The organism is Rhodopseudomonas pseudopalustris, assembly GCF_900110435.1.
GTDB classification, from domain to species: Bacteria; Pseudomonadota; Alphaproteobacteria; order Rhizobiales; family Xanthobacteraceae; genus Rhodopseudomonas; species Rhodopseudomonas pseudopalustris.
The window spans coordinates 216,375-239,730 of record NZ_FODT01000003.1 but is presented as its reverse complement, the minus strand read 5'-3'; the positions used below and the strand labels follow the sequence as shown (position 1 = coordinate 239,730).

Here is a 23,356-nt window from a genome sequence, read left to right as displayed (position 1 = left end):
TCGCCCGGCCGCTTTGTTTCCGATGACGCTGTGCGCGTGGAGCCCGCGCCGCCTTACGACAGCGCCTTGTTGCTCTCCTTCACCTTCTCGGCGTCGAGATACAGCTGCTCGCCCATATCCCTGAACTTCGCGCTCATTTGCGCCATGCCGTCCTCGATCACACCGCTGATGCTCATCCCGACGCTTCCGGCCGGATACAGCGCCGCCTTCTCGTTGTCGCCCAATCCCGCCGCGTAGTCGCGCACATCTTGCGTGATCTTCATCGAGCAGAACTTCGGCCCGCACATCGAGCAGAAATGCGCGACCTTGTGGGCGTCCTTGGGCAGGGTTTCGTCGTGGAACGCCTGCGCGGTGTCGGGGTCGAGGCCGAGGTTGAACTGGTCCTGCCAGCGGAAATCGAATCTGGCGCGGGACACCGCGTCGTCGCGCAGTTGCGCTGCGGGGTGGCCCTTGGCCAGATCGGCGGCGTGGGCGGCGATCTTGTAGGTGATCACGCCGACCTTGACGTCGTTGCGATCGGGCAGGCCGAGATGCTCCTTCGGCGTGACGTAGCACAGCATCGCGCAGCCGAACCAGCCGATCATCGCAGCGCCGATGCCGCTGGTGATGTGATCATAGCCCGGCGCGATGTCGGTGGTCAGCGGCCCGAGCGTGTAGAACGGCGCCTCGCCGCATTCCTTGAGCTGCTTGTCCATGTTGATCTTGATCTTGTGCATCGGCACGTGGCCGGGGCCTTCGATCATCACCTGGCAGCCCTTGGCCCAGGCGATCTTGGTGAGTTCGCCGAGCGTCTCCAGTTCGGCGAACTGGGCGCGGTCGTTGGCGTCGGCGATCGAGCCCGGGCGCAGGCCGTCGCCGAGCGAGAACGACACGTCGTACTTCCGCATCAGGTCGCAGATCTCGTCGAAATGCGTGTAGAGGAAGCTCTCCTTGTGATGCGCGAGGCACCACTTCGCCATGATCGAGCCGCCGCGCGAGACGATGCCGGTGACGCGATTGGCAGTGAGGTGGATGTATTGCAGCCGCACGCCGGCGTGGATCGTGAAGTAATCGACGCCCTGTTCGCACTGCTCGATCAGCGTGTCCTTGTACAGCTCCCAGGTCAGCTTGACGGGATCGCCTTCGCACTTCTCCAGCGCCTGATAGATCGGCACCGTGCCGATCGGCACCGGCGCGTTGCGCAGGATCCATTCCCGGGTGGTGTGGATGTTGCGGCCGGTGGAGAGGTCCATCACGGTGTCGGCGCCCCAGCGGATCGCCCACACCATCTTGTCGACTTCTTCTTCCACCGACGACGTCACGGCCGAGTTGCCGATATTGGCGTTGATCTTGGTCAGGAAGTTGCGGCCGATGATCATCGGCTCGAGTTCGCCGTGGTTGATATTGGCCGGGATGATGGCGCGTCCACGGGCAATTTCATCGCGGACGAATTCCGGCGTGATGAACGCCGGCACGCTGGCGCCGAAGCTCTCGCCGTCGGCCAGCGCCGCCTCGGCGCGCTCGAGTTGCTGCTTGCGGCCGAGATTCTCGCGCTCGGCGACGTAGATCATCTCCTTGGTGATGATGCCCTTGCGGGCGAATTCGTACTGGGTGATCGGCGCGTCGCCGATGCCGCGCAGCGGCTTGTGATAGGCGGTGAACGACTTCGCCGCATGCGCGGCGCCGACATTGCCGTTGTCTTCCGGCTTGACGTCGCGGCCCTGATATTCTTCGACGCCGCCGCGCTCCTTGACCCATTGCGTGCGGGCGCGCGACAGCCCGGCATTGACGTCGATGGTGACGCTCGGGTCGGTGTAGGGGCCCGACGTGTCGTAGATCGGCAGGTTCGGCTCGCCGGCGCCTTCCGACAGAATGATCTCGCGCAGCGGCACGCGCAGATCCGGCGCGGCAGCGGGCGTCGCGTAGATCTTCTTCGAGGAGGGCAGGCCGCCGGTGGTGACGGCGGGGCGCGTCGTGTCGGGGTTCGACCTGATGTTCATGCGATCCTCCTGTGTGTTGTTGTCGGGAGTCGTTGCTTGTTACTTATGCGGACGGTGTTCAACGCGGGCGCTGAGGCGCGCGTCGCCCCCACCCCGACCCTCCCCCGCAAGCGGGAGAGGGGGAAGAGGGCGCCGTGCCGATCAGCGAGCTGGATTTGCATTGAAGCGCGAACGCTCGCCCCGCAGCGCAGCGCGCTCCCTTTCCCGCTTGCGGGAGAGGGCTGGGGTGAGGGAAGCCGCGCGTCGCAGCAATGGCAATCATCACGCTTTCTCCGCGACGGCGTCGAGCCAGGCGCGCACCCGCGCATCCGGGTCGGGGTTCTGCGTCACGTCGCTGACCACCGCGATCGAATCCGCGCCGGCCGCGAAGATCTCCTCGGCCTGTTCGAGCTTGATGCCGCCGATCGCCACCAGCGGGATGCGGCCTGCGCGCTTCTTCCATTCGGTGATCTTCGGAATGCCCTGCGGCGCGAAGCGCATCGACTTCAGCGTGGTCGGGAAGATCGGGCCGAGCGCGATGTAGTCGGGCCTTGCGGCCAGCGCGGTTTCGAGTTCGGCGTCGTCATGCGTGGAGAGGCCGAGCGTCAGCCCGGCGCTGCGGATTTCGTGAAGGTCGGCCTCGGCGAGGTCTTCCTGACCGAGATGCAGATGCTGCGCGCCGGCGACGATCGCCGCGCGCCAATAGTCGTTGACGACGAGCTTAGTGTCGGTGCCCTGCAGCGCCTCGAGCGCGTCGGTGACGAGCTGCAAGGCTGCGCCGTCGTCGAGGTCCTTGGCGCGGAGCTGCACGGTGCCGACGCCGAGCGCGGCGAGGCGTTTCACCCACGCGATGCTGTCGACGACGGGATAGAAGCGATCAGGATACGGCATGCCAGAACGGTGTCCCAATCACAGGGGTTGAGGGGGAGGCGAAATCGCGGGCGCCCATCAGCCCGGCCTGATAGCCCAGACGGCCGGCGTCGACCGCGAGCCGGAAGGCGCGCGCCATCGCCACCGGGTCTTCGGCTTTGGCGATTGCGGTGTTGAGCAGCACGGCGTCGTAGCCGAGCTCCATCGCCTCGGCGGCGTGGCTCGGCGCGCCGAGCCCGGCGTCGACCACCAGCGTGATATCGGGCAGGCGGTCGCGCAGCAGCTTCAAGGCGTCGCGATTGGTGATGCCGCGCGCGCTGCCGATCGGCGCGGCCCACGGCATGATCACGCGGCAGCCGGCGTCGACCAGCCGCAGCGCGACGCTGAGATCCTCGGTGCAATAGGGGAACACCTCGAAGCCGTCCTTGATCAGGATCTGCGCGGCTTCGACGAGGCCCACGACGTCCGGCTGCAGCGTGTCGTTGTCGGCGATCACTTCGAGCTTGATCCAGGACGTCGCGAACAATTCGCGCGCCAGCTTGGCGGTGGTCACCGCCTCGCGCACGCTGCGGCAGCCGGCGGTGTTCGGCAGCACGGTGACGCCGAGTTCGCGGATCAGCGACCAGAACTGATCGCCGGCCTTGCCGCCCGCGGTCTCGCGGCGCAGCGACACGGTGACGATCTCCGCGCCGCTGTCGCGGATCGCGTCCTGCATGATCGCCGGCGACGGATACAGCGCGCTGCCGATCAGCAGACGGGAGGAGATCTCGCGGTCGTAGAATTTCACCATGCGTATCGCTCCGAGCACTGATCGCTCCCTCTCCCGCTTGCGGGAGAGGGCTGGGGTGAGGGCGAGCCGAGCACGGTGCCCGGGGCCCCCCACCCCCGTCCCCTCCCCGCAAGGGGGAGGGGAGAAGGGGCACTCATCGTCATCCCCGCCATCATCGTCCGCGCCTTCGTCATCCCCGCGAAAGCGGGGATCCCGTATTGCAGAGCCATCGATGCTGTACGCAGGCGCTCCGGGATACTGGGTCGCCCGGTCAAGCCGGGCGATGACGATGTGGGGGGTGTCGAGGCCGCCACATCACCCTCCCTGGCGGGGTGTCAGGATCTCGATTTCGTCGCCGGCGGCGAGGGGGGTTTCGTCCCATTTGCCGCGCGGCACGACGTCGTAGTTGATCGCGACCGCGTAGTGGCCGCCGGTGCAGTCGAGTTCGCTCATCAGCGCGGCAACGCTGCTGGCGGCGACGTCGCGCTGTTCGCCGTTGATGGTCACAAGCATCGCATCACCTGATTGTCGATCTCGCCGCGCTCGACATAGGCCACCACCTTCTCGGCGAGCGACGGCGCCATCAGGAAGCCGTGGCGGTACAGGCCGTTGGTCGCGACGCGGCGGTTGCCGATGGAAATGCGCGGAAGATTGTCGGGAAAAGCGGGGCGCAGCCCGGCGCCGATCTCGACGATATGCGCTTCGCCGAACGCCGGATGCACCGCATAGGCGGCGCTGAGCAGTTCGAGCGCCGAGCGCACCGTGACGAGTTCGTCCTCGCTCTCGATCGAGGTCGCGCCCAGCATGAAGTGATTGTTCTCGCGCGGGATGACATACAGCGGCCAGCGCGGGTGCATCAGCCGGACCGGGCGCGACAGCGTCACTTCGGTGGCCTTGATCACCACCATCTCGCCCTTGACGCCGCGCAGCTCCGGCGCCTTGTCGCGGGCCGCCAGACCACGGCAATCGATCACCAGCCCGTCGAGTTCTTCCGGCGTCATTTCGGATTCAAAATGGATCGCGCCGCCGGCCTCGACGAGGCGCTCATGCAGTCGCGCCAAAACCAGCCGCGGCTCGACATGGCCTTCGTCGGGGAAGTACAGGCCCTCGCGGAAGCGGCCGGCGAGCGCAGGCTCCAGCTCGGCGACGCCATCGGCGTCGAGCCGCCGGTGGCCCGCGGTCATCTTGGCGAAGCGTTCGAAATCGGCGCGGTCGCGTGGATGGGCCACGACCAGCGAGCCGTTGAACGCGGTCTCCGGGAATTCCTTGCGCCACATTTCCAGCGAGCGCAGGCCCATCTGGCCGACCATCGGCTCGGCGGCCTCGGCTTCGCAATAGGGCGCGAGCATGCCGCCGGCCCAATGGCTGGTGGCCTGGGTCATCTCTCGGTCGCCGCGCTCGTACAGCGTCACCTGCCGGCCGGCGCGCGCCAGGAGCAGCGCCTGCCAGGCGCCGGCGATGCCGGCGCCGATCACCGAGACCGGCGCGTCCTTGCGCAGATCGGGCTTGGCGCCGGTCAAGGTCGCGTCAGCCGGGGCCGGCGCAACAGGTGCAATTGCGGCTTGATGAGCGGCGGAATCGGCCCCGCCTTGGCCTTGGATCGTCTGATACATCCCTGTCCCTTCGCCGGCATGACCCGGATCAGGTTCAAAGGGTCACCGCGGTCCCGCATGATCTTCGACAAGCGAAGCAGCGAGCGTGCGGTATCTCAGCTCCTCGTCGGAGCCCCCCTCGGAACGGGCTCAATGTAAGCCGATAGCCCCCGGTGTCAACGTGCCTTTCGGCGAGGGCTTGTTCCGTTGGGCTGACACAACCCGCGCGAATGCGCGCACCACTGCGCTTTGCGCGGTGGTGTGGGCATTTCTGTCGCGGCCTTGGTGCGACATCGGGTTTACTTCAAATTATCCGGCAGCGTGTCTGATCGCGGGAACTCACCTTCGGCCGGACAGCACCGATGACGATCCTCACTGCCGATTCGCGTGCGCTCAGCAGTCCGCGGCGTCGTCTGTTGCCGCTGTGGATCGCGACCGCCGTCTACGCCTTCCTGCTGATGGCCGGCGATCGTCTGCTGAACGATCCGGATACGCTTTGGCAGGTGACGATCGGGCAGTGGATCATCGACAACGGCGCGGTGCCGCAGGTCGACGTCTATTCCTTCACGATGGCCGGCCAGCCATGGATCTCGACGCAATGGCTGGCCCAGATGTTGCCCGCCGGCAGCACTGCGCTTGCCGGTTGGGCCGGGCCGGTGGTGCTGTCGGCCGGTGCGCTGGCGTTGACCTTCGGGCTCTGCGCGTGGTTCCTCGGCCGACGGCTGAACGACGGCACGACGCTGGTGTTCGTCACCGTTGCGATCGCGCTGATGGCGCCGCACATGCTGGCGCGACCGCACGTGCTGGCGATGCCGGTGATGGTCGCTTGGGCGGGCGCGCTGATTGCGGCCGCCGACCGGCGCGAGGCGCCGTCGCTGTGGCTGCTGCCGCTGATCGCCTTGTGGGCGAATCTGCACGGCGGCTTCGTGCTCGGCATCGCGCTGGTGGCGCCGCTCGGCCTCGACGCCGCGCTGTCGGCGTCGCCGACACGCCGCCTCCCGCTGCTGATGCGATGGGTTTTGTTCGGCGTGCTGGCGTTGATCGCGAGCTGCGCCAACCCCTATGGCTGGAACGCGATCCTCGCATCGCAGCGCATCCTGTCGCTCGGCCAGGCGCTTGCGACGATCACCGAATGGGCGCCGGCGGATTTCTCCCGCATCGGCGCGCTGGAGATCACGCTGCTCGGCGGCCTCGGCCTGGCGTTGTTGCGCGGCGTGACGCTGCCGCCGCTGCGCATTCTGATGTTGCTCGGCCTCATCCACATGGCGCTGAGCCACGCCCGCAATCTCGAATTGCTGGCGCTGCTCGCGCCGCTGATCATCGCAGCCCCGCTGGCGCGGCAGATCGGCGGCGCCGAGACCCGCGCCGACGGTGCGTCCCGCTCGGCGTATGGCGCGGTGGCGGCGGCGATGGCGCTGATGATCGGCGGTACGCTGGCGTTCACATCGCTGCATCGGTTTGCCCCGCAACGCGCGAACTCGCCCGCGGCGGCGGTCACCGAACTGAAGAAGCTCGGCGGGCAACGTGTGTTCAACGATTATGATTTCGGCGGCTATCTGATCGCCAACGGCGTCGCGCCGTTCATCGACGGCCGCACCGAACTCTATGGCGAGAAATTCGTGGTCGAGCAGAACGCCGCGGTGCGGCTGAGGCCGCCGGACAAGCTGTTCCGGATGCTGGACGATTACAGGATCGACGCCACATTGCTGCGGACCGGGGACGCAGCCACCAGGCTGCTCGACCACCTCGACGGCTGGCGGAAGGTCTATGCCGACGACATCGCGACCATCCATGTGCGCAAGCCGGGCGCTGCGCAGGCCGCCGAACCGAAGGTCGATTCGACCAATTGAGACGGCACGTCACGTCGATGCGCTGCAGTTCCCGAAGCTCTGCGACGCGAACAATTGTCGTCGTGAAGTCACAATTTCCAGCGGAACCTGTATCCCGGCATCGCTTTTCGCGATTGTCCTCAACTAACAAACTGATTGCGTGACGCTGTTGAGAACGCCGGCATCCTCGTCACATCGTGGCGGGGGATGTTTTGCCGCGTCGTGTGGTCGCGTTGCGTTCGGAATTTGCTTTGTCTTTTCGACGCCGAGCGCAAACACCCTGCTGAATCGAACACCAATAAAACGATCCGCCCATGGAACTGTGCGCAGACCAGCTCGTTTGAGAGGGACCATTCGATAAACATGGAGGGCACTACAAAATGAATACCAAATCCGTTCTGGCCGGCTTGCTCGGCACCACGCTGCTCGCGACCGCCGCTTTCGCGCAGTCGCCGGCCGCGACCGACAATTCGGCCACGATGTCGAAGTCGACGACCACGTCGGCTGCAGCCTCCTCGCATGCGGGGCAGTGGCGCGCGTCGAAGCTCGTCGGCTTGAACGTCTACAACCAGGCCAATGAGAAGCTCGGCGACATCAGCGAAGTGCTGCTCGACAATTCCGGCCGCGTTCAGGCGGTTGTGATCGGCGTCGGCGGTTTCCTCGGCGTCGGCCAGCGTGACGTCGCGATCGCGTTCGACAAGATCAAGTTCGTCGACACCCCGGTCTCGTCGAACACTGCGATGAACAAGTCGACCACCACGACTCCGTCGGGCACCGCAACGACGACGACAACCACGGGCTCGGCAGCGAACACCAGCACCACGGCCGATCGCTGGTATCCGGACCACGCGGTGTTCAACGCCACCAAGGACGAGCTGAAGGGGATGCCGGAGTTCACCTACGGCAAGTCGTAATAACAAGTCATAAGAAAGCGTCCGGACGCCTTGCGCGTCCGGACGCCCCGTTTGAGAGACGACTTCGCCGAGTGGCTCTCCGCCGCTCGGCGTTTCTTTTCGACTGATCTATGATCGCCGCGTCGCGCGGTCGGATCAGGGGGCCTTGAGCTTGGTGACCGTCACTTCGAGGATGCCGTTGGCCTCGGCCGTGACCCGCAGCATGTTGGAGTCGAAGGCGAGATCGGTCAGCCGCAGGCTGGAAATCTCCGACGAAATCCGCAGGCCATCCTCGTTGCGTTGATAGGTCGCGATCACCGCCCCGATCCGGCGCTGCACGTTCGCGGAGTCCGCCTTGAGATCGAACACGGCGCGATCGGAGATCGCCTTTTGCAGATAGGGGACAGCGGCGCGGGCCGCTTCGCCGAGCAGGCCGAACGCCGCCTCGGATTCGACCGCGAGTTGCATGTCGGACAGCCGCAACGTCTGATCCTCCTGGTTGAGCACCGGGCGGCCCCAGATGTGCAGCGTGGCTTCGCCGCCGAAGCCGAACCAGCTCTTCTCTTTCGCGTCGACCAGCATCGACACCAGCAGCCGGTCGCCGCTGGCGGCGACCTTGACGCGCTTGACTGTAATGGCGGCATTGCCGCTGCCGTTTTCCGGAAAGGTGCGCCCGACGAATTGTGGCTCGATGACGCGATCGAGCTCCTGGAACGGAATATCGATCGGCACCGCCACCTTCACGCCGGTGCTGTTGGGCGCGACCATCTCCAGCGCCGCCGGGAACGGGCACTCCGGCTTGGTGGGCGCGGTGGTGATCCGGCTTTCCGCGACGATGCCGAGCGTCAGCGCCACGGTGGCGGCGTCGATCTGCGGCTGAGCCGCGAGCGCCTTGGTCGGACGCAGTTCGAGCCAGAAGCCGTTCGGCACGCCGGCGCCCTGCAACGGAATCGAGCGGCAGATCCGGGCCCATTCGCGTCGCGCGCTGCGCTCGAGCGCACCGTCGTTGCGGATGGTCTGCTGCAACTGGCTGACTTGGTCGTTGACCGCCTTGTCGATCACCGGCTTGACCTGCGCCGGCACGTTGATGCGCGCGCCGCCGATCGCGACGTTGGAGTCGGACAGGATCACCTGCGCGCTGAGATTCGGATCGACATGCCAGTCCGGCAGCACCTTCGGCTTCGCCGTGATCGCGATCGTACCCTTGATCTCGCCATTGGCGCTGAACGACTTGATATTGACGCCGACCTGCTTGGCGACCTTGTCGCCGAACAGCTTGCCGAGCGCATCGCCGACCTGCCCCTGCGCGCTGGTCGAGAGCGAGCCCTTGGCGGACAGCGTGCCGGTCAGTGGCGCGGTCACCGAGACCTGCTCGGATGCGCCCCTCACGGCAACGGCGCCGCGCGCCACGGTCCAGTTGATGTCGGCGTTCTGCACCAGCTGCGGCATCGGGTTGTCGGCCTTGCCGGCGAAATTGCGCGGCGCTGTCCGATCGACCAGATCGCGGATCGCGGTCAGCGGAATCGACACCGGCACCACCACCGAGGACGGACGGATCGCCGGAAGCGGGGCGAGCGCCTGCAGCGTCGGCGGGCTGAGCGCACGGGGCGACAACCAGTCGAACGCCTTCAGCGTCACGACGAATGAAATCACGACGATCGCCAACGCGATCAGGACAGGCTTGAAACGCATCAATTCCCCGGTTCAAACGAGCCGGACCATACAGGCGCCCGCCATGAGGCGCCAGCAGCGCGGCGGTTCGGACCAAGAGACGCCCATGAAATTGTGGTAACCTTGCCATTCGGCATCGCCGCTGTGTCGCACGGGCCACGCCGGCAACGGCCGGAAAAGCAGAATGGCGCGGTCACCCGCGCCATTTCCAATCGGATCTTTCGCCGGCTGCTAACCGCGGCGGCCGCTGCTGTTGTCGGCGCGGCGGCTGTCCGGCAACACGATCACCTTGGCGCCGACGCTGACCCGCGAATACAGGTCGCTCACATCCTCATTGGTCAGCCGGATGCAGCCGGATGAGACATGCGTCCCGATCGTCGATGGCGCGTTGGTGCCGTGGATGCGGTAGATCGTGCCGCCGAGATACATCGCGCGGGCGCCGAGCGGGTTGCCGGGGCCGCCGGCCATGTGGCGCGGCAGATAAGGCTGGCGCGCGATCATCTCCGGCGGCGGGGTCCAGTCCGGCCATTCCGCCTTCTTGGTGATCGATTGCGTGCCCGACCAGGTGAAGCCGTCGCGGCCGACGCCGATGCCGTAGCGGATCGCCCGGCCGCCGCCGAGGACGTAATAGAGATGGGTGTTCGGCGTATCGATGATGATCGTGCCCGGCGCCTCATGGGTGGCGTAACTGACGGTCTGGCGCTTCAGCCGGGCCGGCAGTTCGGCGGGCGCAGCGTCTTCGTCCCTCTGCGGCAGGGCCTGGACCTGCGGCACGAACGGCGCCGGCTGCAGCGCGGCCGGCTGCGGCAGCAGCGGCAAAAACGGGAAGGGAAGCGGCTGGGTCGCCTCGGCCGCGCCGGAGAATGCGACCGCGCCGATCGCCAAGGCGGCGATCGCTGCGGCACGGCGAGAGAGCCTGAAATGGGTCATGGTCGGTCCCCTGTTTGAACGCCCTGTTGTGTTCGCCAGCGCCTGTTCGGCGACTTGTTGGCGTTATCAGTACCTTGGGATCCGTTTCAGGACGTTTTCGTCGATCCTCGAATTTGGTTTCGTCGCGGTAGGGATTTGTTTCGCCTGCGGTCTCCCTGCACCGATTTGTTAACGCTGCCCGCCGCTCGTTTGATCGGGCTCAATTCGGTTTCCCGGCCCGCTCGATAAGCCGAAGCCCCCGCGTGGTGCGGGTCGGGGGAGGATGTGTGACATGGCGACAGTGAAGTTCTACGGCAATGAAACGGTGCCGCTCGAGATGCACAAGGTGCGGATCGTGCAGAAGCTCAGCCTGCCGCCGGTCGAGCGCCGCCTCGAGAAGATCACCGAAGCCGGCAACAACACCTTCCTGCTGAAGAACGACGACGTCTTCCTCGACATGCTCACCGACTCCGGCGTCAACGCGATGAGCGACCGCCAGCAGGCGGCGATGCTGATCGCCGACGATTCCTATGCCGGCAGCGCGACCTATACCCGCCTCGAGGACAAGCTGCGCGAAATCTTCGGGATGCACTACTTCCTGCCGACGCATCAGGGCCGGGCCTGCGAGCACATCCTCGCCAAGGTGCTGGTGTCGCCCGGCAAAGTGGTGCCGATGAACTATCACTTCACCACCACCAAGGCGCACATCACGCTGCAGGGCGGTACGGTCGAAGAACTGGTGACCGACGCCGGCCTCGAAGTGGTCAGCGTCAACCCGTTCAAAGGCAATATGGACATCGCCAAGCTGCGCGCGGTGATCGAGAAGCACGGCGCCGACAAGATCGCGTTCGTCCGGATGGAGAGCGGCACCAATCTGATCGGCGGCCAGCCGTTCTCGCTGGCCAACCTCGCCGACGTCAGCAACGTCTGCAAGGAGCACGGCATTCCGCTGGTGCTCGACGCCAGCCTTTTGGCCGACAACCTCTACTTCAACAAGACCCGTGAGGATCACTGCAAGGCGCTGTCGATCCGCGAGATCACCCGCCGTACCGCCGACCTCTGCGATATCATTTACTTCTCCGCGCGAAAACTCGGCTGCGCCCGCGGTGGCGGCATCTGTATTCGCGACCAGGCGACCTATCAGAAGATGCGGCCGCTGGTGCCGCTGTATGAGGGCTTCCTCACCTATGGCGGCATGTCGGTGCGCGAGATGGAAGCGCTCACCGTCGGTCTGGACGAGACCATGGACGAGGAGATGATCAACCAGGGGCCGCAATTCATCGGCTACATGGTCGATCAGCTCACCGAGCGCGGCGTTCCGGTGATCACCCCGGCCGGCGGCCTCGGCTGCCACGTCGACGCCAAGCGCTTCGTCGACCACATCCCGCAGTCGCAATATCCGGCCGGTGCACTGGCCGCGGCGCTGTATATCGCCTCGGGCATCCGCGGCATGGAACGCGGCACGCTGTCGGAACAGCGCGAGCCGGACGGCACCGAGATCTTCGCCAATATGGAGCTGGTGCGGCTGGCGCTGCCGCGCCGCGTGTTCACGCTGTCGCAGGTCAAATACGCGGTCGACCGCATCGCCTGGCTGTACGACAACCGCAAGCTGATCGGCGGCCTGACCTTCGTCGAGGAGCCGGAAGTGCTGCGGTTCTTCTACGGGCTGCTGAAGCCGGTGTCGGACTGGCAGAACAAGCTGGTGGCCAAGTTCCGCGAGGACTTCGGCGACAGCCTGTAAGGGCTGGCGATTTCAACATCGGGCGCCGGGATTTGTGTCCGGCGCCCGCGCGAATGATTTCGGCGATCTGTCAGCCGCAGCAGCGCGACGCTGGCTTGGTCGCGCGGACGAAGGCGCTGAAGAACTTGCCGTCGATCTGCGGCGCGACCGCGTCGACGTCGATGCCCTTGCCGGTGAGGAACTCGCGGGCATCCTCGACCTGGTAGATCCGGGTCGGCTCGATCGAGACGGCGTCGAAGCCGGCCGCTGTGAGCTTTGCCGCGTAGTCCTTCTCGTCCAGCGCGCCGGCGAGGCAGCCGACCCAGAGCAGGATGTCGCTGCGCAGCGCCTCCGGAATCTCGCCGCGCGTCACCACGTCGGAGACGGCGAAGCGTCCGCCGGGCTTCAATACACGGAAGGCCTCGCGCAGCACGCGGTCCTTGTCGCCGGACAGGTTGATCACGCAGTTCGAGATGATCACGTCGACGGAATTGTCCGGAAGCGGGATTTGTTCGATCTGGCCTTTGAGAAACTCGACGTTCTCTGCGCCGGCCTTGCGCTGGTTCTCGCGCGCCAGCGCCAGCATCTCGTCGGTCATGTCGAGGCCGTAGGCCCTGCCGGTCGGGCCGACCCGGCGCGCCGACAGCAGCACGTCGATGCCGCCGCCGGAGCCGAGATCAAGCACGGTCTCGCCCGGTTTCAGCTCCGCCAGCGCGGTGGGATTGCCGCAGCCGAGCGAGGCCAGCATCGCTTCGGCGGGCAGTCCCTCGGCCTCCGCAGCGTCGTAGAGATTGCTGGTGATCGGACTGACATTGTCGAGGGCAGGGGCGCCGCAGCACGATCCGGCGCGGGTGGCGGCCGCGGCATATTTCTCGCGGACGATTTCGGTAATCTCGGTGGTCGGCATCAGAGGTCTCCTCTCGGTTGACTTTGCAAGACGACGAACTGCGGCGGTCTTTATTTCGATATAACTAGAAATATCAAATAAATGCGCCCGAGAAATTCAGGCGGCCGACTTGGTATCCTTCAGTTCGACAGCGTCGGCGCAGCATTCCGCCACCATGAAGTCCATCAGGCCGCGCATCACGTCGTAATTCGCGTGACAGTTCAGTGTCGTTGCGTCGCGCACCTGGCGGATCAGTCCAGCGGAAACCAGCGTCTTCAGATGATGCGACAACGTCGAGGGCGCTATTTTGAGCCGCTCCTGCAGCCGGCCGACCGGCGTTCCGGCCTCACCGGCGCGCACCAGCGTCCGGTAGATCTTGAGCCTGGTCGGGTTGCCCAGCGCTTCGAATTTCTTGGCGACGTCATCGATCTTCATCGCGCGAAACTGCTCTCGAACCCGACGTCCGTCAAACTATATTTCTAGCATCATCGAAATAAAAACCGCGGCGAATGCTTGACTCCGGATATAATATCGATAAGTCTGGATATATGGAATCAGAAGAAGCAATCCTGGCCCTCGGGGCGCTGGCGCAATCAACGCGGCTGGAGGCGTTTCGGCTGCTGGCGGCCAACGAGCCGGAGGGGCTTGCGGCCGGCGCGATCGCCGAGGCGCTGGCGGTGCCGCAGAACACGATGTCGTCGCATCTGGCGATCCTCGCTCGCGCCGGACTTATCAACGCGCAGCGGCGCAGCCGCTCGATCGTCTATCGCGCCGACCTGAAACGGTTTCAGGAGGTCACGCTGTTTCTGATCAAGGATTGCTGCGGCGGCCGCCCCGAATTGTGCGCGCCGCTGATTGCCGATCTTCAGCCGTGCTGTTCGCCGAAGGAAAGCGCCGATGTCTGACCGCATCTTCAATGTGCTGTTTCTCTGCACAGGCAACACCGCCCGATCGATCCTCGCCGAAAGCATCCTGCGCAAGGATGGCGCTGGCCGATTCAACGCCTTCTCGGCCGGCAGCCAGCCTAAGGGCACGGTCAATCCGCTCGCGCTGAAAGTCCTTGCGGACAGCAACTACCCGACCGACCAGCTTCGCTCGAAGAGTTGGCTCGAATTCGCCGCCCCGGATGCCCCGGTGATGGATTTCGTGTTCACCGTCTGTGACAACGCCGCCGGCGAAGCCTGCCCGTTATGGCCCGGTCAGCCGATGACGGCGCATTGGGGTATCGACGATCCTGCGGCCGTTGAAGGCAGCGACATCGAGAAGGAGCGCGCCTTCGTGCAGGCGTTCCGCTTCATGAAAAACCGGATCTCCGTCTTTACGGCGTTGCCGATCAAGCGGCTCGACGGCGTTGCGCTGGGCGCGAAGCTGCGCGAGATCGGTCACTCGGCAGGCGCCAGCAGCGGCCGTCCGGAGGTGGCGTGATGGACGTCGTCATCTATCACAACCCCGCTTGCGGCACCTCGCGCAACACGCTCGGCCTGATCCGCAATGCCGGGATCGAGCCGCATGTGATCGAGTATCTGAAATCCCCGCCGAGCCGGGCGCTGCTCGCGCAACTGATCGCGCGCGCAGGGCTGACGCCGCGCGCAGTCCTGCGCGAAAAGGGCACGCCCTATGCGGAGCTGAAGCTCGACGACCCATCGCTCGGCGATGACGACCTGCTCGACGCGATGATCGCGCATCCGATCCTGATCAACCGGCCGCTGGTGGTGACGCCGAAGGGCGTGCGGCTGTGCCGTCCGTCCGAACACGTGCTCGATCTGCTGCCGCCGCAGCAGGGGGAATTCTTCAAGGAGGACGGCGAGCTGGTGATCGACGCCAACGGCCGCCGTGTCGCGACGGTGTGATGAATTTTGTGGTGAGGGCAGAGCGCAGCAACGATCCACAACGTCATCGTCCGGCTTGACCGGGCGACCCATTATTCCAGAGCGCTCCAATCGAATGCAGGCGCTCTGGAATACTGGATCCCCGCTTTTGCGGGGATGACGGCGGTTTTCCATGATTGTCGCTTCGCTGCGACGAAGTAACCAAGACGAGGCCGCCATGTCCACCTTCGAACGCTATCTGACGCTGTGGGTCGCGCTGTGCATCGCGGCCGGCATTGCGCTCGGCCATGTCGTGCCCGGCCTGTTCCACGCCGTTGGCGCAGCCGAGGTCGCCAAGGTCAATCTGCCGGTCGCGGCGCTGATCTGGCTGATGATCATCCCGATGCTGGTGAAGATCGATTTCGCCGCGCTGGGGCAGGTGCGCGAGCATTGGCGCGGCATCGGCGTGACGCTGTTCATCAACTGGGCGGTGAAGCCGTTCTCGATGGCGGCGCTGGCCTGGCTGTTCGTCGGCTATCTGTTCAGGCCGTATCTGCCGGCCGATCAGATCAACTCCTACATCGCCGGGCTGATCATCCTCGCCGCGGCGCCGTGCACGGCGATGGTGTTCGTGTGGTCGAACCTGACCAAAGGCGAACCGCATTTCACCCTGAGCCAGGTGGCGCTCAACGACACCATCATGGTGTTCGCGTTCGCGCCGATCGTCGGCCTGCTGCTCGGGCTGTCGGCGATCACCGTGCCGTGGGACACGCTGGTGCTGTCAGTGGTGCTGTACATCGTGGTGCCGGTGGTGATCGCGCAAGCGTTGCGGTGGCGCGTGCTGGCGAGCGGTGGCGAGGCGGCGTTGCAGCGGTTGCTCGGCCGGCTGCAGCCGCTGTCGCTGCTCGCCTTGCTGGCGACGCTGGTGCTGCTGTTCGGCTTTCAGGGCGAGCAGATCATCCGGCAGCCGGTGGTGATCGCGCTGCTCGCGGTGCCGATCCTGATCCAGGTCTATTTCAACGCCGGTCTCGCGTATCTGCTCAACAGGGTCAGCGGCGAGCAGCATTGCGTCGCCGGACCCTCGGCGCTGATCGGCGCCAGCAACTTCTTCGAACTTGCAGTCGCCGCCGCGATCAGCCTGTTCGGCTTCGAATCCGGCGCCGCGCTCGCCACAGTGGTCGGCGTGCTGATCGAGGTGCCGGTGATGCTGACGGTGGTGTGGATCGTCAACCGCTCGAAGGGGTGGTACGAAGATCAGCCGAACGTGACGCGCGAGGCTTAGGCCTCCAGCCAACTGGCGATGTCGTCGGCCTTCGGCAGGCCACCGGCATGGACCAGTCTGCCGTCGATGACAATGCCCGGGGTCGACATCACGCCGTAGCCCGCAATCACCGCGTAGTCGGTCACCTTCTCGACGCTGACCGCGATGCCGAGCTTGTCGGCGGCCTGCTGGATCATCTCCGCGGTGGTCCCGCAGCGGGCGCAACCGGGGCCGAGCACTTTGACCTCTCTCATGGTAATCTCCGATCTTAGTAATTGTTGAAGTATGATCTGTTCCGAAAGCCGGTCTCCAGGTTCCGGGTTCATGCTCTAGAACAGGACATTGAACAGGAAGCCGACGGCGACGATGCCCGACGCGACGACCGCGACGAACACTGCGATCAACCGCAGCGTCAGCACCTTGCGCAGGATGATCAGTTCCGGCAGGGACAACGCCGTCACCGACATCATGAAGGCCAGCACGGTGCCGAGCGCAGCACCCTTGCCGAGCAGGGCCTCGACCACCGGAATGATGCCGGCGGCGTTGGAATACATGGGGATGCCGATCAGCACCGCCGCCGGCACCGACCACCATGCGTCGCGGCCCATGAGCGAGGCCAGCAGTTCGGCGGGCGCATAGCCGTGGATAAAGGCGCCGGCCGCGATGCCGGCGATCATCCACGGCCAGACCTTGCCGACGATGTCGCGCACGGCGTCGAGGCCGGCCTGCAGTCGATCGACGATCGACGAATGCTCGGTCGGCAGCACGACGGCGCCGGAGCGGATGTCGCGGACCCAGCCTTCGAGCCACGGCTCGAGATGCAAACGGCCGATCGACCAGCCGGCGACGATCGCGACCGCGAGGCCGAACAGCAGATAGGTCAGCGCCACCTCCCAGCCGAGCAGCCCGAACAGCAGGCCGAGCGCAACCTCGTTGACCATCGGCGCCGAGATCAGAAACGAGAAGGTGACGCCGAGTGGCACGCCGGCGCTGATCATGCCGATGAACAGCGGCACCGCCGAGCAGGAGCAGAACGGCGTGACAATGCCGAGGCCAGCCGCCAGCACGTTGCCGATGCCTTCGCGCCTGCCGGCGAGCAAGGCGCGGGTCTTTTCGGCGGAGAAGAAGCTGCGCACCACGCCCATCGCGAACACGATCAGCGTCAGCAGCAGCAACACTTTCGGCGTGTCGTAGGCGAAGAACCGCAGCGCTGCCCCGAGCGGGCTGGACGGCTCGACCGGCAGCAGGCCAACCAGCCAATCGGCCAGGGCGGGCAACTGGCTGTAGACCAAGCCCCAGGCAATTAGCGCCAGTCCTGTGAGTGCGACCCACAAGGCTGGTGACGGACGGCGAGGTTGTGGTGCGATGACGGTGTTGAAGCTCATGCTGCCCGCCGTTCGCGGCTTTGCGGCAGCGCCAGCGCCGCATCGACCAGACTGACGATCTCGCGCGGCAGATCCGGCGCACGGCGATAGCGCACCCATTGCGCGTCGCGGCGGTCAACGACGAGGCCGGCCATTTTCAGCACTGCCATGTGCCGCGACATCCGCGACTGCGTCACGCCGAGCGACCGCATCAGTTCGCAGACACAGTGCTCGCGGCCGTCCCAGACCAGCCGCAGTGCCGCGAGCCTCGTCGGCTCGGCCAGGGCACTCAGGATCGAGATCGCATCCATGTCAGTCATCCGTTCTGCTGCATATGCGGATAAGCGCATCAATGCGCGTGAGCGGGAGGGCGCTCAATCCGACTTTGGGCTGAGAACGGCGCGAACTTGCACGCGCGCCAGACGTCAAGCCCGGGGCGTGTGATCGGTCGGTCGTGAACGGACGCGGGCGGTCTGCGCTAGCGCAGCGTCAGTCCGGTCGCCGCTTCGAGCTCGGCGATCGCCTGATCGGCGCTGGCCACCTTGATGGTGGTCATGCCCATCTCGCGCGCGGGCTTCAGATTGACGCCGAGGTCGTCGAGATAGACGCAGTTGTTCGGGGCGACGCCGAGCGCGTCGGTCATCATTTGGTAGATCTTGGGGTCGGGCTTGCGCAGTCCGATCTTCGCAGATTCGATGACGTGATCGAACAGCGCCATCACCTCGGCGACGTACAGGGTGCGGCCCGATGCCGAGCCGATGGCGTTGGCGGGCAGATTATTGGTGATGCAGCCGGTCTTGAAATTCTCGCCGACGATCCGCAGCGCCTCGACCATCTCCGGTCGCAATTCGCCGTACAGCAGGGGCAGCACGTCCTTGCCGCGAACCTCGGCGCCCAGCGCCAGCGATTCCGCCGCAAACAGCGCATCGAAGGTGTCGAGATCGACTTCAGTGCGTTCGAACTTCGCCCAGGCGTTCTCGAAATGATTGGTCGCGTTGGTGCGGCGGATGATGTCGGCCGGCAGCCCGCGCTCGCTCTCGAACCGTGCGAACGCCTCGAACGGCGAGGAGGTGAGCACCCCGCCGAAATCCCAGATCACCGCCTCGACCATCCTGTTCCGTCCTCCCGCTGTTGATTGGAGGTACGGCTAACATGCGGCCGCGGCCGCGGCCAGTCCGGTCGGCGCGGCTTCGGCGTGGATCGCTTTCAGGAGAGTGTCGCGTAGCCATTTGTGGCCGGAGTCGTCGGTGTTCCGCTCGTGCCAGATCATGTGATAGTCCTGCGGCGAGATCGGGACCGGCGACTCGTGGATCTGGAGATTGAACTTCGGCGCCATCAGTTCGGCGAAACGTCGCGGCATCACTGCGATCAGGTCGGTGCTGCCGACGATGCCGGGCATCGACCATACCTTGTTCACCATATAGGCGATCCGCCGGTTGCCGCCGCGCGTGGTGATGTCGCGATCGATATTGGTGTGGCCGCGCAATTCCGGAATCAGCGCGACCTGGTCGAGCGACAGGAAAGTCTTGACGTCCAGCCTGGCGCTGATCCCGGGATGATCGCGCCGCGCGACGATGATGTGGTCGCAGGGGCAGATGGTCTTGAATACCAGCCCCGGCGCGCTCACCGGAAAGGTGTAGCAGGCGAGATCAAGCGTGCCGGCGATGATGTCGTCGGTGACGTTGGCGTTCCAGGGCGGTCGGGATTCGATCGCCACCTGGGGCGCGTGCGCGGTGATCTCGCGCATCAGCGTCGGCATCAGCATTGCTTCCAGGGGATCGACGATGACGATCCGGAACGTGCGCTTGTAGGAGGCGAGGTCGAGGCTGCGGTCACCGTCGAATTGCTGGCGGATCAGCCGCAGCGCCTCGCGCACCGGGTCGATCATCTGCTGCGAGCGCAGCGTCGGCTTGACCCCGCGGCCGGCGCGCACGAACAGCGGATCGTCGAAATGCTCGCGCAGCCGCGTCAGCGCGTTCGAAACGGCCGGCTGGCTGAGCGCCAACTGCCTGGCGGCGTGACTGATATTGCCGGTGGAGTACACCGCATCGAACACGATCAGCAGATTGAGATCGACATTGCGCAGGTTGATCGTCGCCATCGGCCCCCTTCAGTCCCCAAGAAGCATTGCAGTGCAGCGCGCCGTTCAGACATTCGCGCGGCTGATAGATAGATGAGCCGAAACCGCGCTGGCCACGGCGAATCGTCGCAGTCGACCAGCAACCATCGGCGTGCCGCCGCGGCTGCAATCATTCACCGTCGCTATGGTGGGCATTCAAAGACACAATTTCTCATCACCTTGCACCTCTCTTAGTGTTTCCCCGTGGGGCGGGGCAGACTCGCACGCGGCAGCGCCGCACGCGGCTGAACTTTACGCCATCAATAAATGCAAAACCCGGCCGGCGCGCCCGCGTGCGTCGGAACGGCGACGCTTTGGGGAGACGCGACGATGGACGTGCCGACGGTGATGGGTGGCGAGATTGCGAAGGGCAGGGTGCGGATCGCGTCCGTCGCCGCTACACGGATCAAGCAATTGCTGCTGTCGACCGCGCTGGCCGGCATCGTGGTCTATCCGCAGGCGTTGCTGGCGCAATCCTGGAATGGCGCCGTCGACGCCGACTTTTCCAACGGCGCCAACTGGAGCACCGGCGTCGCGCCGACCGCGGCCGACGTTTCGACGATCGCCGCCACGCCGACCGCCCCGGTGGTGGCCGCGACCACGGCGAATGCCGGGCAGATTACGATGTCAGGCGCTACCCTCGGCATCAATGCCGGCGCGACACTGGTCCTCAACACCCTGACCCTCACGGGCGCGTCCAGCGTGACCGGGGCGGGCGCCATCGCGACAAATCTGCTGCATCTGGACTCCGGCTCGGTCGGGACCGATATCGCGCTTGGGACCCTCGCGACCATGGGGGGCGGCACCATCGGCGGCGCGATCAGCGGCGCAGGTCAGTTGCTCGTCTCAAGCGGCTTCAACTACCTCACCGGCGCCAACACCTTCAGCGGCGGCACCGACGTCAATACCAACGCGTTCCTGACGATCGGCGACAGCGGCACCAGCGGCTCGATCACCGGCGACGTGCTGAACAACGGCAACCTCACCTTCACCCGCTCCGATACGACGAGCTATGGCGGCGTGATTTCCGGCATCGGCGTGGTCAACAAGAACGGCGCCGGCACGCTGATGCTGTCCGGCGCCAACACCTACAGCGGCGCAACGCGGATCCTGAACGGCACGCTGCAGACCTCCGCCAACAACGTCCTCAGCAGCGCTTCGGCGCTGACGATTTCCGCCGGGGCCACGCTCGAGCTCGGCAACACGCAACAGACTGTGGCGTCGCTGGCCGGCGCCGGCACGATAAATGTCGGTGCGTCGAGCAATGGCTTTACATTCGGAGCCGACAACTCATCAACCAGCTTCTCCGGGACCGTCACAGGCGGTTTCATGCGGTTTTACAAGGAAGGCACCGGCACCTTCAGCTTCAGCGGCACCGGCCCGACCAGTGGCGCTATGCAAGTCGATGGAGGCACGCTGGCTTTGGCCGGCGCGGCCGACTTCAGCGGTGCAAGCGTCAACTTGCAGGCCAATACGACGCTGGACATTTCCGGGGCCAACGCCGGCATCTCGATCAAGGGCTTGCAAGGGGGGCTGAGCAGCACGGCGGTCCATCTCGGCAGCCGAACATTGACGGTCCAGCGCACCGACTTTGCCTTCGGAAACAACTTCAGCGGCGTCATCGACGGCAGCGGCGGCCTGACCGTCGGGCAAAATTCGACTTTGAACTTGTTCGGCGTCAACACCTATACCGGCCCGACCACGCTCAGCTCGGCGTCGGCGACCCTCGACCTCAGACATGTCAGCGCCATCGCCGCCTCCAGCGAGGTCGATCTCGCGGCCAGCGGCGCCACGCTGGGGATCTCCAATGCGGGCGGAGACGCCACCATCCAATCGCTGCGCGGCGTCGCCGGCAGCATCCTCACATTGCGCAACAACAATCTGGTGATCACCAACGCGGCGTCGGATTTCGCCGGCATCATCAAGCCGGTCTTCGGCGCGCCGACCGGCGGTGTCATCCTCAATGGCGGCCACCAGACGCTGTCGGGCATCAACACCTATCTGGGCGCCACCACGGTCAATGCCGGCACGCTCTCGGTCAACGGCTCGATCGCAACCTCGGCGCTGACCACCGTCAATGCCGGCGGCACGCTCGGCGGCGCCGGCACCGTCGGCAACACCTCGATCAACGGCGGCGCGCTGGCGCCGGGCAATTCGATCGGGACGCTGAACGTGAGCGGCAATCTCGTCTTCACCGCGGCCTCGAGCTACATGGTCGAATTCTCGCCGACCACCGCCGACCGCACCAACGTCACCGGCACCGCGACGCTCGGGGGCGCCACGGTGAACGCGATCTTCGCCAGCGGCAGCTATGTGGAGCGGCAGTACACCATCCTCAACGCCACCGGCGGCATCGTCGGCACGTTCGGATCGGTGGTGAACAGCAACCTGCCGTCGGGCTTCAAGTCCAGCCTCGGCTACGATGCCAACAATGCCTATCTCAATCTGGTGCTCGACTTCACGCCGACGCCCCCGGCGCCGCCGACACCCACGCCGCCGGTGTCGCCGCTGGCGATCAACAGCGGCCTCAACGGCAACCAGACCCAGGTCGCCAACGCGCTGAGCGGCTACTTCGCGCGGACCGGCAGCATTCCGATCGTGTTCGGTGGTCTGACGCCGGCCGGGCTGAGCCTTGCGTCGGGCGAGACCCCGACCGGCGCGCAGCAGTCGACGTTCAACGCGATGAACCTGTTCATGGGCGTGCTGACTGATCCGTTCAGTAACGGCCGTGCGCCGGTGGATCAAACGCCGGGCGCGATGTCCTATGCGGCCGGCGGCGCGGACGCTCGCAGCAACTCTGCGCGCGACGCCCATGCGATGATGGCCAAAGCGGTCGCGAGGCCCTCTTTCGAACCGCGTTGGGTGACATGGGCCGCTGGCTTCGGCGGCGCGCAGACTACCGACGGCAACGCGACGCTCGGCAGCACCACCGCGACCAGCCGGCTCTACGGGATCGCAGCCGGCGCCGACTACTGGCTGTCGCCGCAGACCGTCGCCGGCTTCGCAATGGCGGGCGGCGCCACCAGTTTCGGCCTCGCTAACGGTCTGGGGTCCGGCCGGTCCGATCTGATCCAGGCTGGCGGCTTCGTGCGCCACAGCGTCGGTGCCGCCTATCTCACCGCCGCCGCGGCCTATGGCTGGCAGGACATCACCACCGAACGAAGCGTCGCGGTCGGCGGGATCAATCAGCTCCAAGGCCGCTTCAACGCCCATGCATTTTCCGGTCGGCTCGAAGCCGGCCATCGCTCTGTCGCGTCGGCGTTCGGCGGCATCGGTCTCACGCCCTATGCAGCCACGCAGGTCACGGCTTTCGAGCTGCCGGCCTATGCCGAGCAAATGCTGAGTGGCGCGAATGCCTTCGCGCTGAGCTACGCGTCGAAGACCGTCACCGCGACTCGCAGCGAGTTCGGCCTGCGCAGCGACAAGTCCTACGCCCTCAGCAATGCCCTGCTGACGCTGCGCGGCCGCGCCGCCTGGGCGCACGACTTCAACGTCGACCGTTCGATCGCAGCGACCTTCCAGGCGCTGCCGGGCGCAAGTTTCGTGGTCGACGGCGCCCGGCCGGCGCGCGACGCGGCGCTGACCACGGTGTCAGCGGAGATCGCGTGGCTGAACGGGCTCTCGCTCGCGGCCGCCTTCGAGGGCGAATTTTCAGACGTCACCCGCAGCTATGCCGGCAAGGGGACGCTGCGCTACATTTGGTGATG

At 65.7% G+C, this 23,356-nt stretch carries 22 protein-coding genes and 1 riboswitch; of the genes, 8 read left to right on the top strand and 14 right to left on the bottom strand.

Going from position 1 to position 23,356, the window contains the following annotated elements; all coding sequences use genetic code 11:
- Nucleotides 1-53 precede the first annotated feature (53 nt).
- From thiC to BMY71_RS07335, 5 genes are all read right to left on the bottom strand, one after another.
- Entirely contained in the window at nucleotides 54-1,979 is a 1,926-nt protein-coding gene (gene thiC / locus BMY71_RS07355) for a phosphomethylpyrimidine synthase ThiC (protein WP_092682756.1), read from the bottom strand.
- 261 nt (nucleotides 1,980-2,240) lie between these two features.
- Complete coding sequence (locus BMY71_RS07350; RefSeq protein ID WP_092682754.1) at nucleotides 2,241-2,849, bottom strand: thiamine phosphate synthase; 609 nt, start codon at nucleotides 2,847-2,849, stop codon at nucleotides 2,241-2,243.
- Nucleotides 2,836-3,618, bottom strand: a complete 783-nt coding sequence (locus tag BMY71_RS07345) for a thiazole synthase (RefSeq protein WP_092682752.1) — start codon at nucleotides 3,616-3,618, stop codon at nucleotides 2,836-2,838. Before BMY71_RS07345 ends, BMY71_RS07350 begins: the two co-directional genes overlap by 14 nt.
- A gap of 294 nt (nucleotides 3,619-3,912) precedes the next feature.
- Nucleotides 3,913-4,110: a sulfur carrier protein ThiS gene (gene thiS, locus BMY71_RS07340; protein WP_041805403.1), complete on the bottom strand. Its 198-nt coding sequence runs from the start codon at nucleotides 4,108-4,110 to the stop codon at nucleotides 3,913-3,915.
- Nucleotides 4,101-5,210, bottom strand: coding sequence for an FAD-dependent oxidoreductase (locus BMY71_RS07335; protein ID WP_244526004.1), 1,110 nt, complete (start codon nucleotides 5,208-5,210; stop codon nucleotides 4,101-4,103). Before BMY71_RS07335 ends, thiS begins: the two co-directional genes overlap by 10 nt.
- Nucleotides 5,199-5,339: riboswitch (TPP riboswitch) on the bottom strand. (Overlaps the previous gene by 12 nt.)
- Nucleotides 5,340-5,551: 212 nt before the next feature.
- Here BMY71_RS07335 and BMY71_RS07330 point away from each other — a divergent pair.
- Nucleotides 5,552-7,039, top strand: coding sequence for a hypothetical protein (locus BMY71_RS07330; protein ID WP_092682748.1), 1,488 nt, complete (start codon nucleotides 5,552-5,554; stop codon nucleotides 7,037-7,039).
- 359 nt (nucleotides 7,040-7,398) lie between these two features.
- Nucleotides 7,399-7,932 (top strand): PRC-barrel domain-containing protein, encoded by a 534-nt coding sequence (locus BMY71_RS07325; protein ID WP_092682746.1) that lies wholly within the window; start codon nucleotides 7,399-7,401, stop codon nucleotides 7,930-7,932.
- A gap of 135 nt (nucleotides 7,933-8,067) precedes the next feature.
- On the opposite strand, the gene BMY71_RS07320 is transcribed toward BMY71_RS07325, so the two are convergent.
- Nucleotides 8,068-9,603, bottom strand: a complete 1,536-nt coding sequence (locus tag BMY71_RS07320) for a DUF4403 family protein (RefSeq protein WP_092682744.1) — start codon at nucleotides 9,601-9,603, stop codon at nucleotides 8,068-8,070.
- 210 nt (nucleotides 9,604-9,813) lie between these two features.
- Nucleotides 9,814-10,512 carry a L,D-transpeptidase gene (locus BMY71_RS07315; protein WP_011503815.1) on the bottom strand — a complete coding sequence of 233 codons (699 nt, stop codon included), beginning with the start codon at nucleotides 10,510-10,512 and terminating at the stop codon, nucleotides 9,814-9,816.
- Between the two features lie 271 nt (nucleotides 10,513-10,783).
- On the opposite strand from BMY71_RS07315, the gene BMY71_RS07310 reads away from it, so the two are divergent.
- Entirely contained in the window at nucleotides 10,784-12,232 is a 1,449-nt protein-coding gene (locus BMY71_RS07310; RefSeq protein WP_092682742.1) for a tryptophanase, read from the top strand.
- Nucleotides 12,233-12,302: 70 nt separating this feature from the next.
- Here the strand turns inward: BMY71_RS07310 and BMY71_RS07305 are convergent, their stop codons facing one another.
- The gene (locus BMY71_RS07305) at nucleotides 12,303-13,118 is read right to left on the bottom strand and encodes an arsenite methyltransferase (RefSeq protein ID WP_011503813.1); all 816 of its coding nucleotides are present in this window, start codon (nucleotides 13,116-13,118) and stop codon (nucleotides 12,303-12,305) included.
- A gap of 96 nt (nucleotides 13,119-13,214) precedes the next feature.
- Nucleotides 13,215-13,532 carry an ArsR/SmtB family transcription factor gene (locus BMY71_RS07300; RefSeq protein WP_011503812.1) on the bottom strand — a complete coding sequence of 106 codons (318 nt, stop codon included), beginning with the start codon at nucleotides 13,530-13,532 and terminating at the stop codon, nucleotides 13,215-13,217.
- Nucleotides 13,533-13,645: 113 nt separating this feature from the next.
- On the opposite strand from BMY71_RS07300, the gene BMY71_RS07295 reads away from it, so the two are divergent.
- The 4 genes from BMY71_RS07295 (at nucleotide 13,646) to arsB (ending at nucleotide 16,187) form a co-directional block, all read left to right on the top strand.
- Entirely contained in the window at nucleotides 13,646-14,002 is a 357-nt protein-coding gene (locus tag BMY71_RS07295; RefSeq protein ID WP_041805402.1) for an ArsR/SmtB family transcription factor, read from the top strand.
- Nucleotides 13,995-14,522 (top strand): arsenate reductase ArsC, encoded by a 528-nt coding sequence (locus BMY71_RS07290; protein ID WP_092682740.1) that lies wholly within the window; start codon nucleotides 13,995-13,997, stop codon nucleotides 14,520-14,522. The genes BMY71_RS07295 and BMY71_RS07290 overlap by 8 nt, the downstream gene beginning before the upstream one ends.
- On the top strand, nucleotides 14,522-14,947 hold the full coding sequence (arsC, locus tag BMY71_RS07285; protein ID WP_092682738.1) for an arsenate reductase (glutaredoxin): 426 nt from the start codon (nucleotides 14,522-14,524) through the stop codon (nucleotides 14,945-14,947). Before BMY71_RS07290 ends, arsC begins: the two co-directional genes overlap by 1 nt.
- Before the next feature lie 196 nt (nucleotides 14,948-15,143).
- Nucleotides 15,144-16,187 (top strand): ACR3 family arsenite efflux transporter, encoded by a 1,044-nt coding sequence (gene arsB / locus BMY71_RS07280; RefSeq protein ID WP_092683139.1) that lies wholly within the window; start codon nucleotides 15,144-15,146, stop codon nucleotides 16,185-16,187.
- On the opposite strand, the gene BMY71_RS07275 is transcribed toward arsB, so the two are convergent.
- The 5 genes from BMY71_RS07275 to BMY71_RS07255 form a co-directional block, all read right to left on the bottom strand.
- Entirely contained in the window at nucleotides 16,184-16,420 is a 237-nt protein-coding gene (locus BMY71_RS07275; RefSeq protein ID WP_011503807.1) for a thioredoxin family protein, read from the bottom strand. The genes arsB and BMY71_RS07275 overlap by 4 nt on opposite strands.
- Nucleotides 16,421-16,495: 75 nt before the next feature.
- Nucleotides 16,496-17,551: a permease gene (locus BMY71_RS07270; RefSeq protein ID WP_092682736.1), complete on the bottom strand. Its 1,056-nt coding sequence runs from the start codon at nucleotides 17,549-17,551 to the stop codon at nucleotides 16,496-16,498.
- A complete protein-coding gene (locus BMY71_RS07265; protein WP_092683137.1) occupies nucleotides 17,548-17,841 on the bottom strand; it encodes an ArsR/SmtB family transcription factor in 294 nt (97 codons plus the stop codon). The genes BMY71_RS07270 and BMY71_RS07265 overlap by 4 nt, the downstream gene beginning before the upstream one ends.
- Before the next feature lie 167 nt (nucleotides 17,842-18,008).
- Nucleotides 18,009-18,641: an HAD-IA family hydrolase gene (locus tag BMY71_RS07260; RefSeq protein WP_092682734.1), complete on the bottom strand. Its 633-nt coding sequence runs from the start codon at nucleotides 18,639-18,641 to the stop codon at nucleotides 18,009-18,011.
- 36 nt (nucleotides 18,642-18,677) lie between these two features.
- Entirely contained in the window at nucleotides 18,678-19,631 is a 954-nt protein-coding gene (locus tag BMY71_RS07255) for a LysR family transcriptional regulator (RefSeq protein WP_011503803.1), read from the bottom strand.
- A gap of 348 nt (nucleotides 19,632-19,979) precedes the next feature.
- On the opposite strand from BMY71_RS07255, the gene BMY71_RS07250 reads away from it, so the two are divergent.
- The gene (locus BMY71_RS07250; RefSeq protein ID WP_092682732.1) at nucleotides 19,980-23,354 is read left to right on the top strand and encodes an autotransporter outer membrane beta-barrel domain-containing protein; all 3,375 of its coding nucleotides are present in this window, start codon (nucleotides 19,980-19,982) and stop codon (nucleotides 23,352-23,354) included.
- Nucleotides 23,355-23,356: the final 2 nt, after the last annotated feature.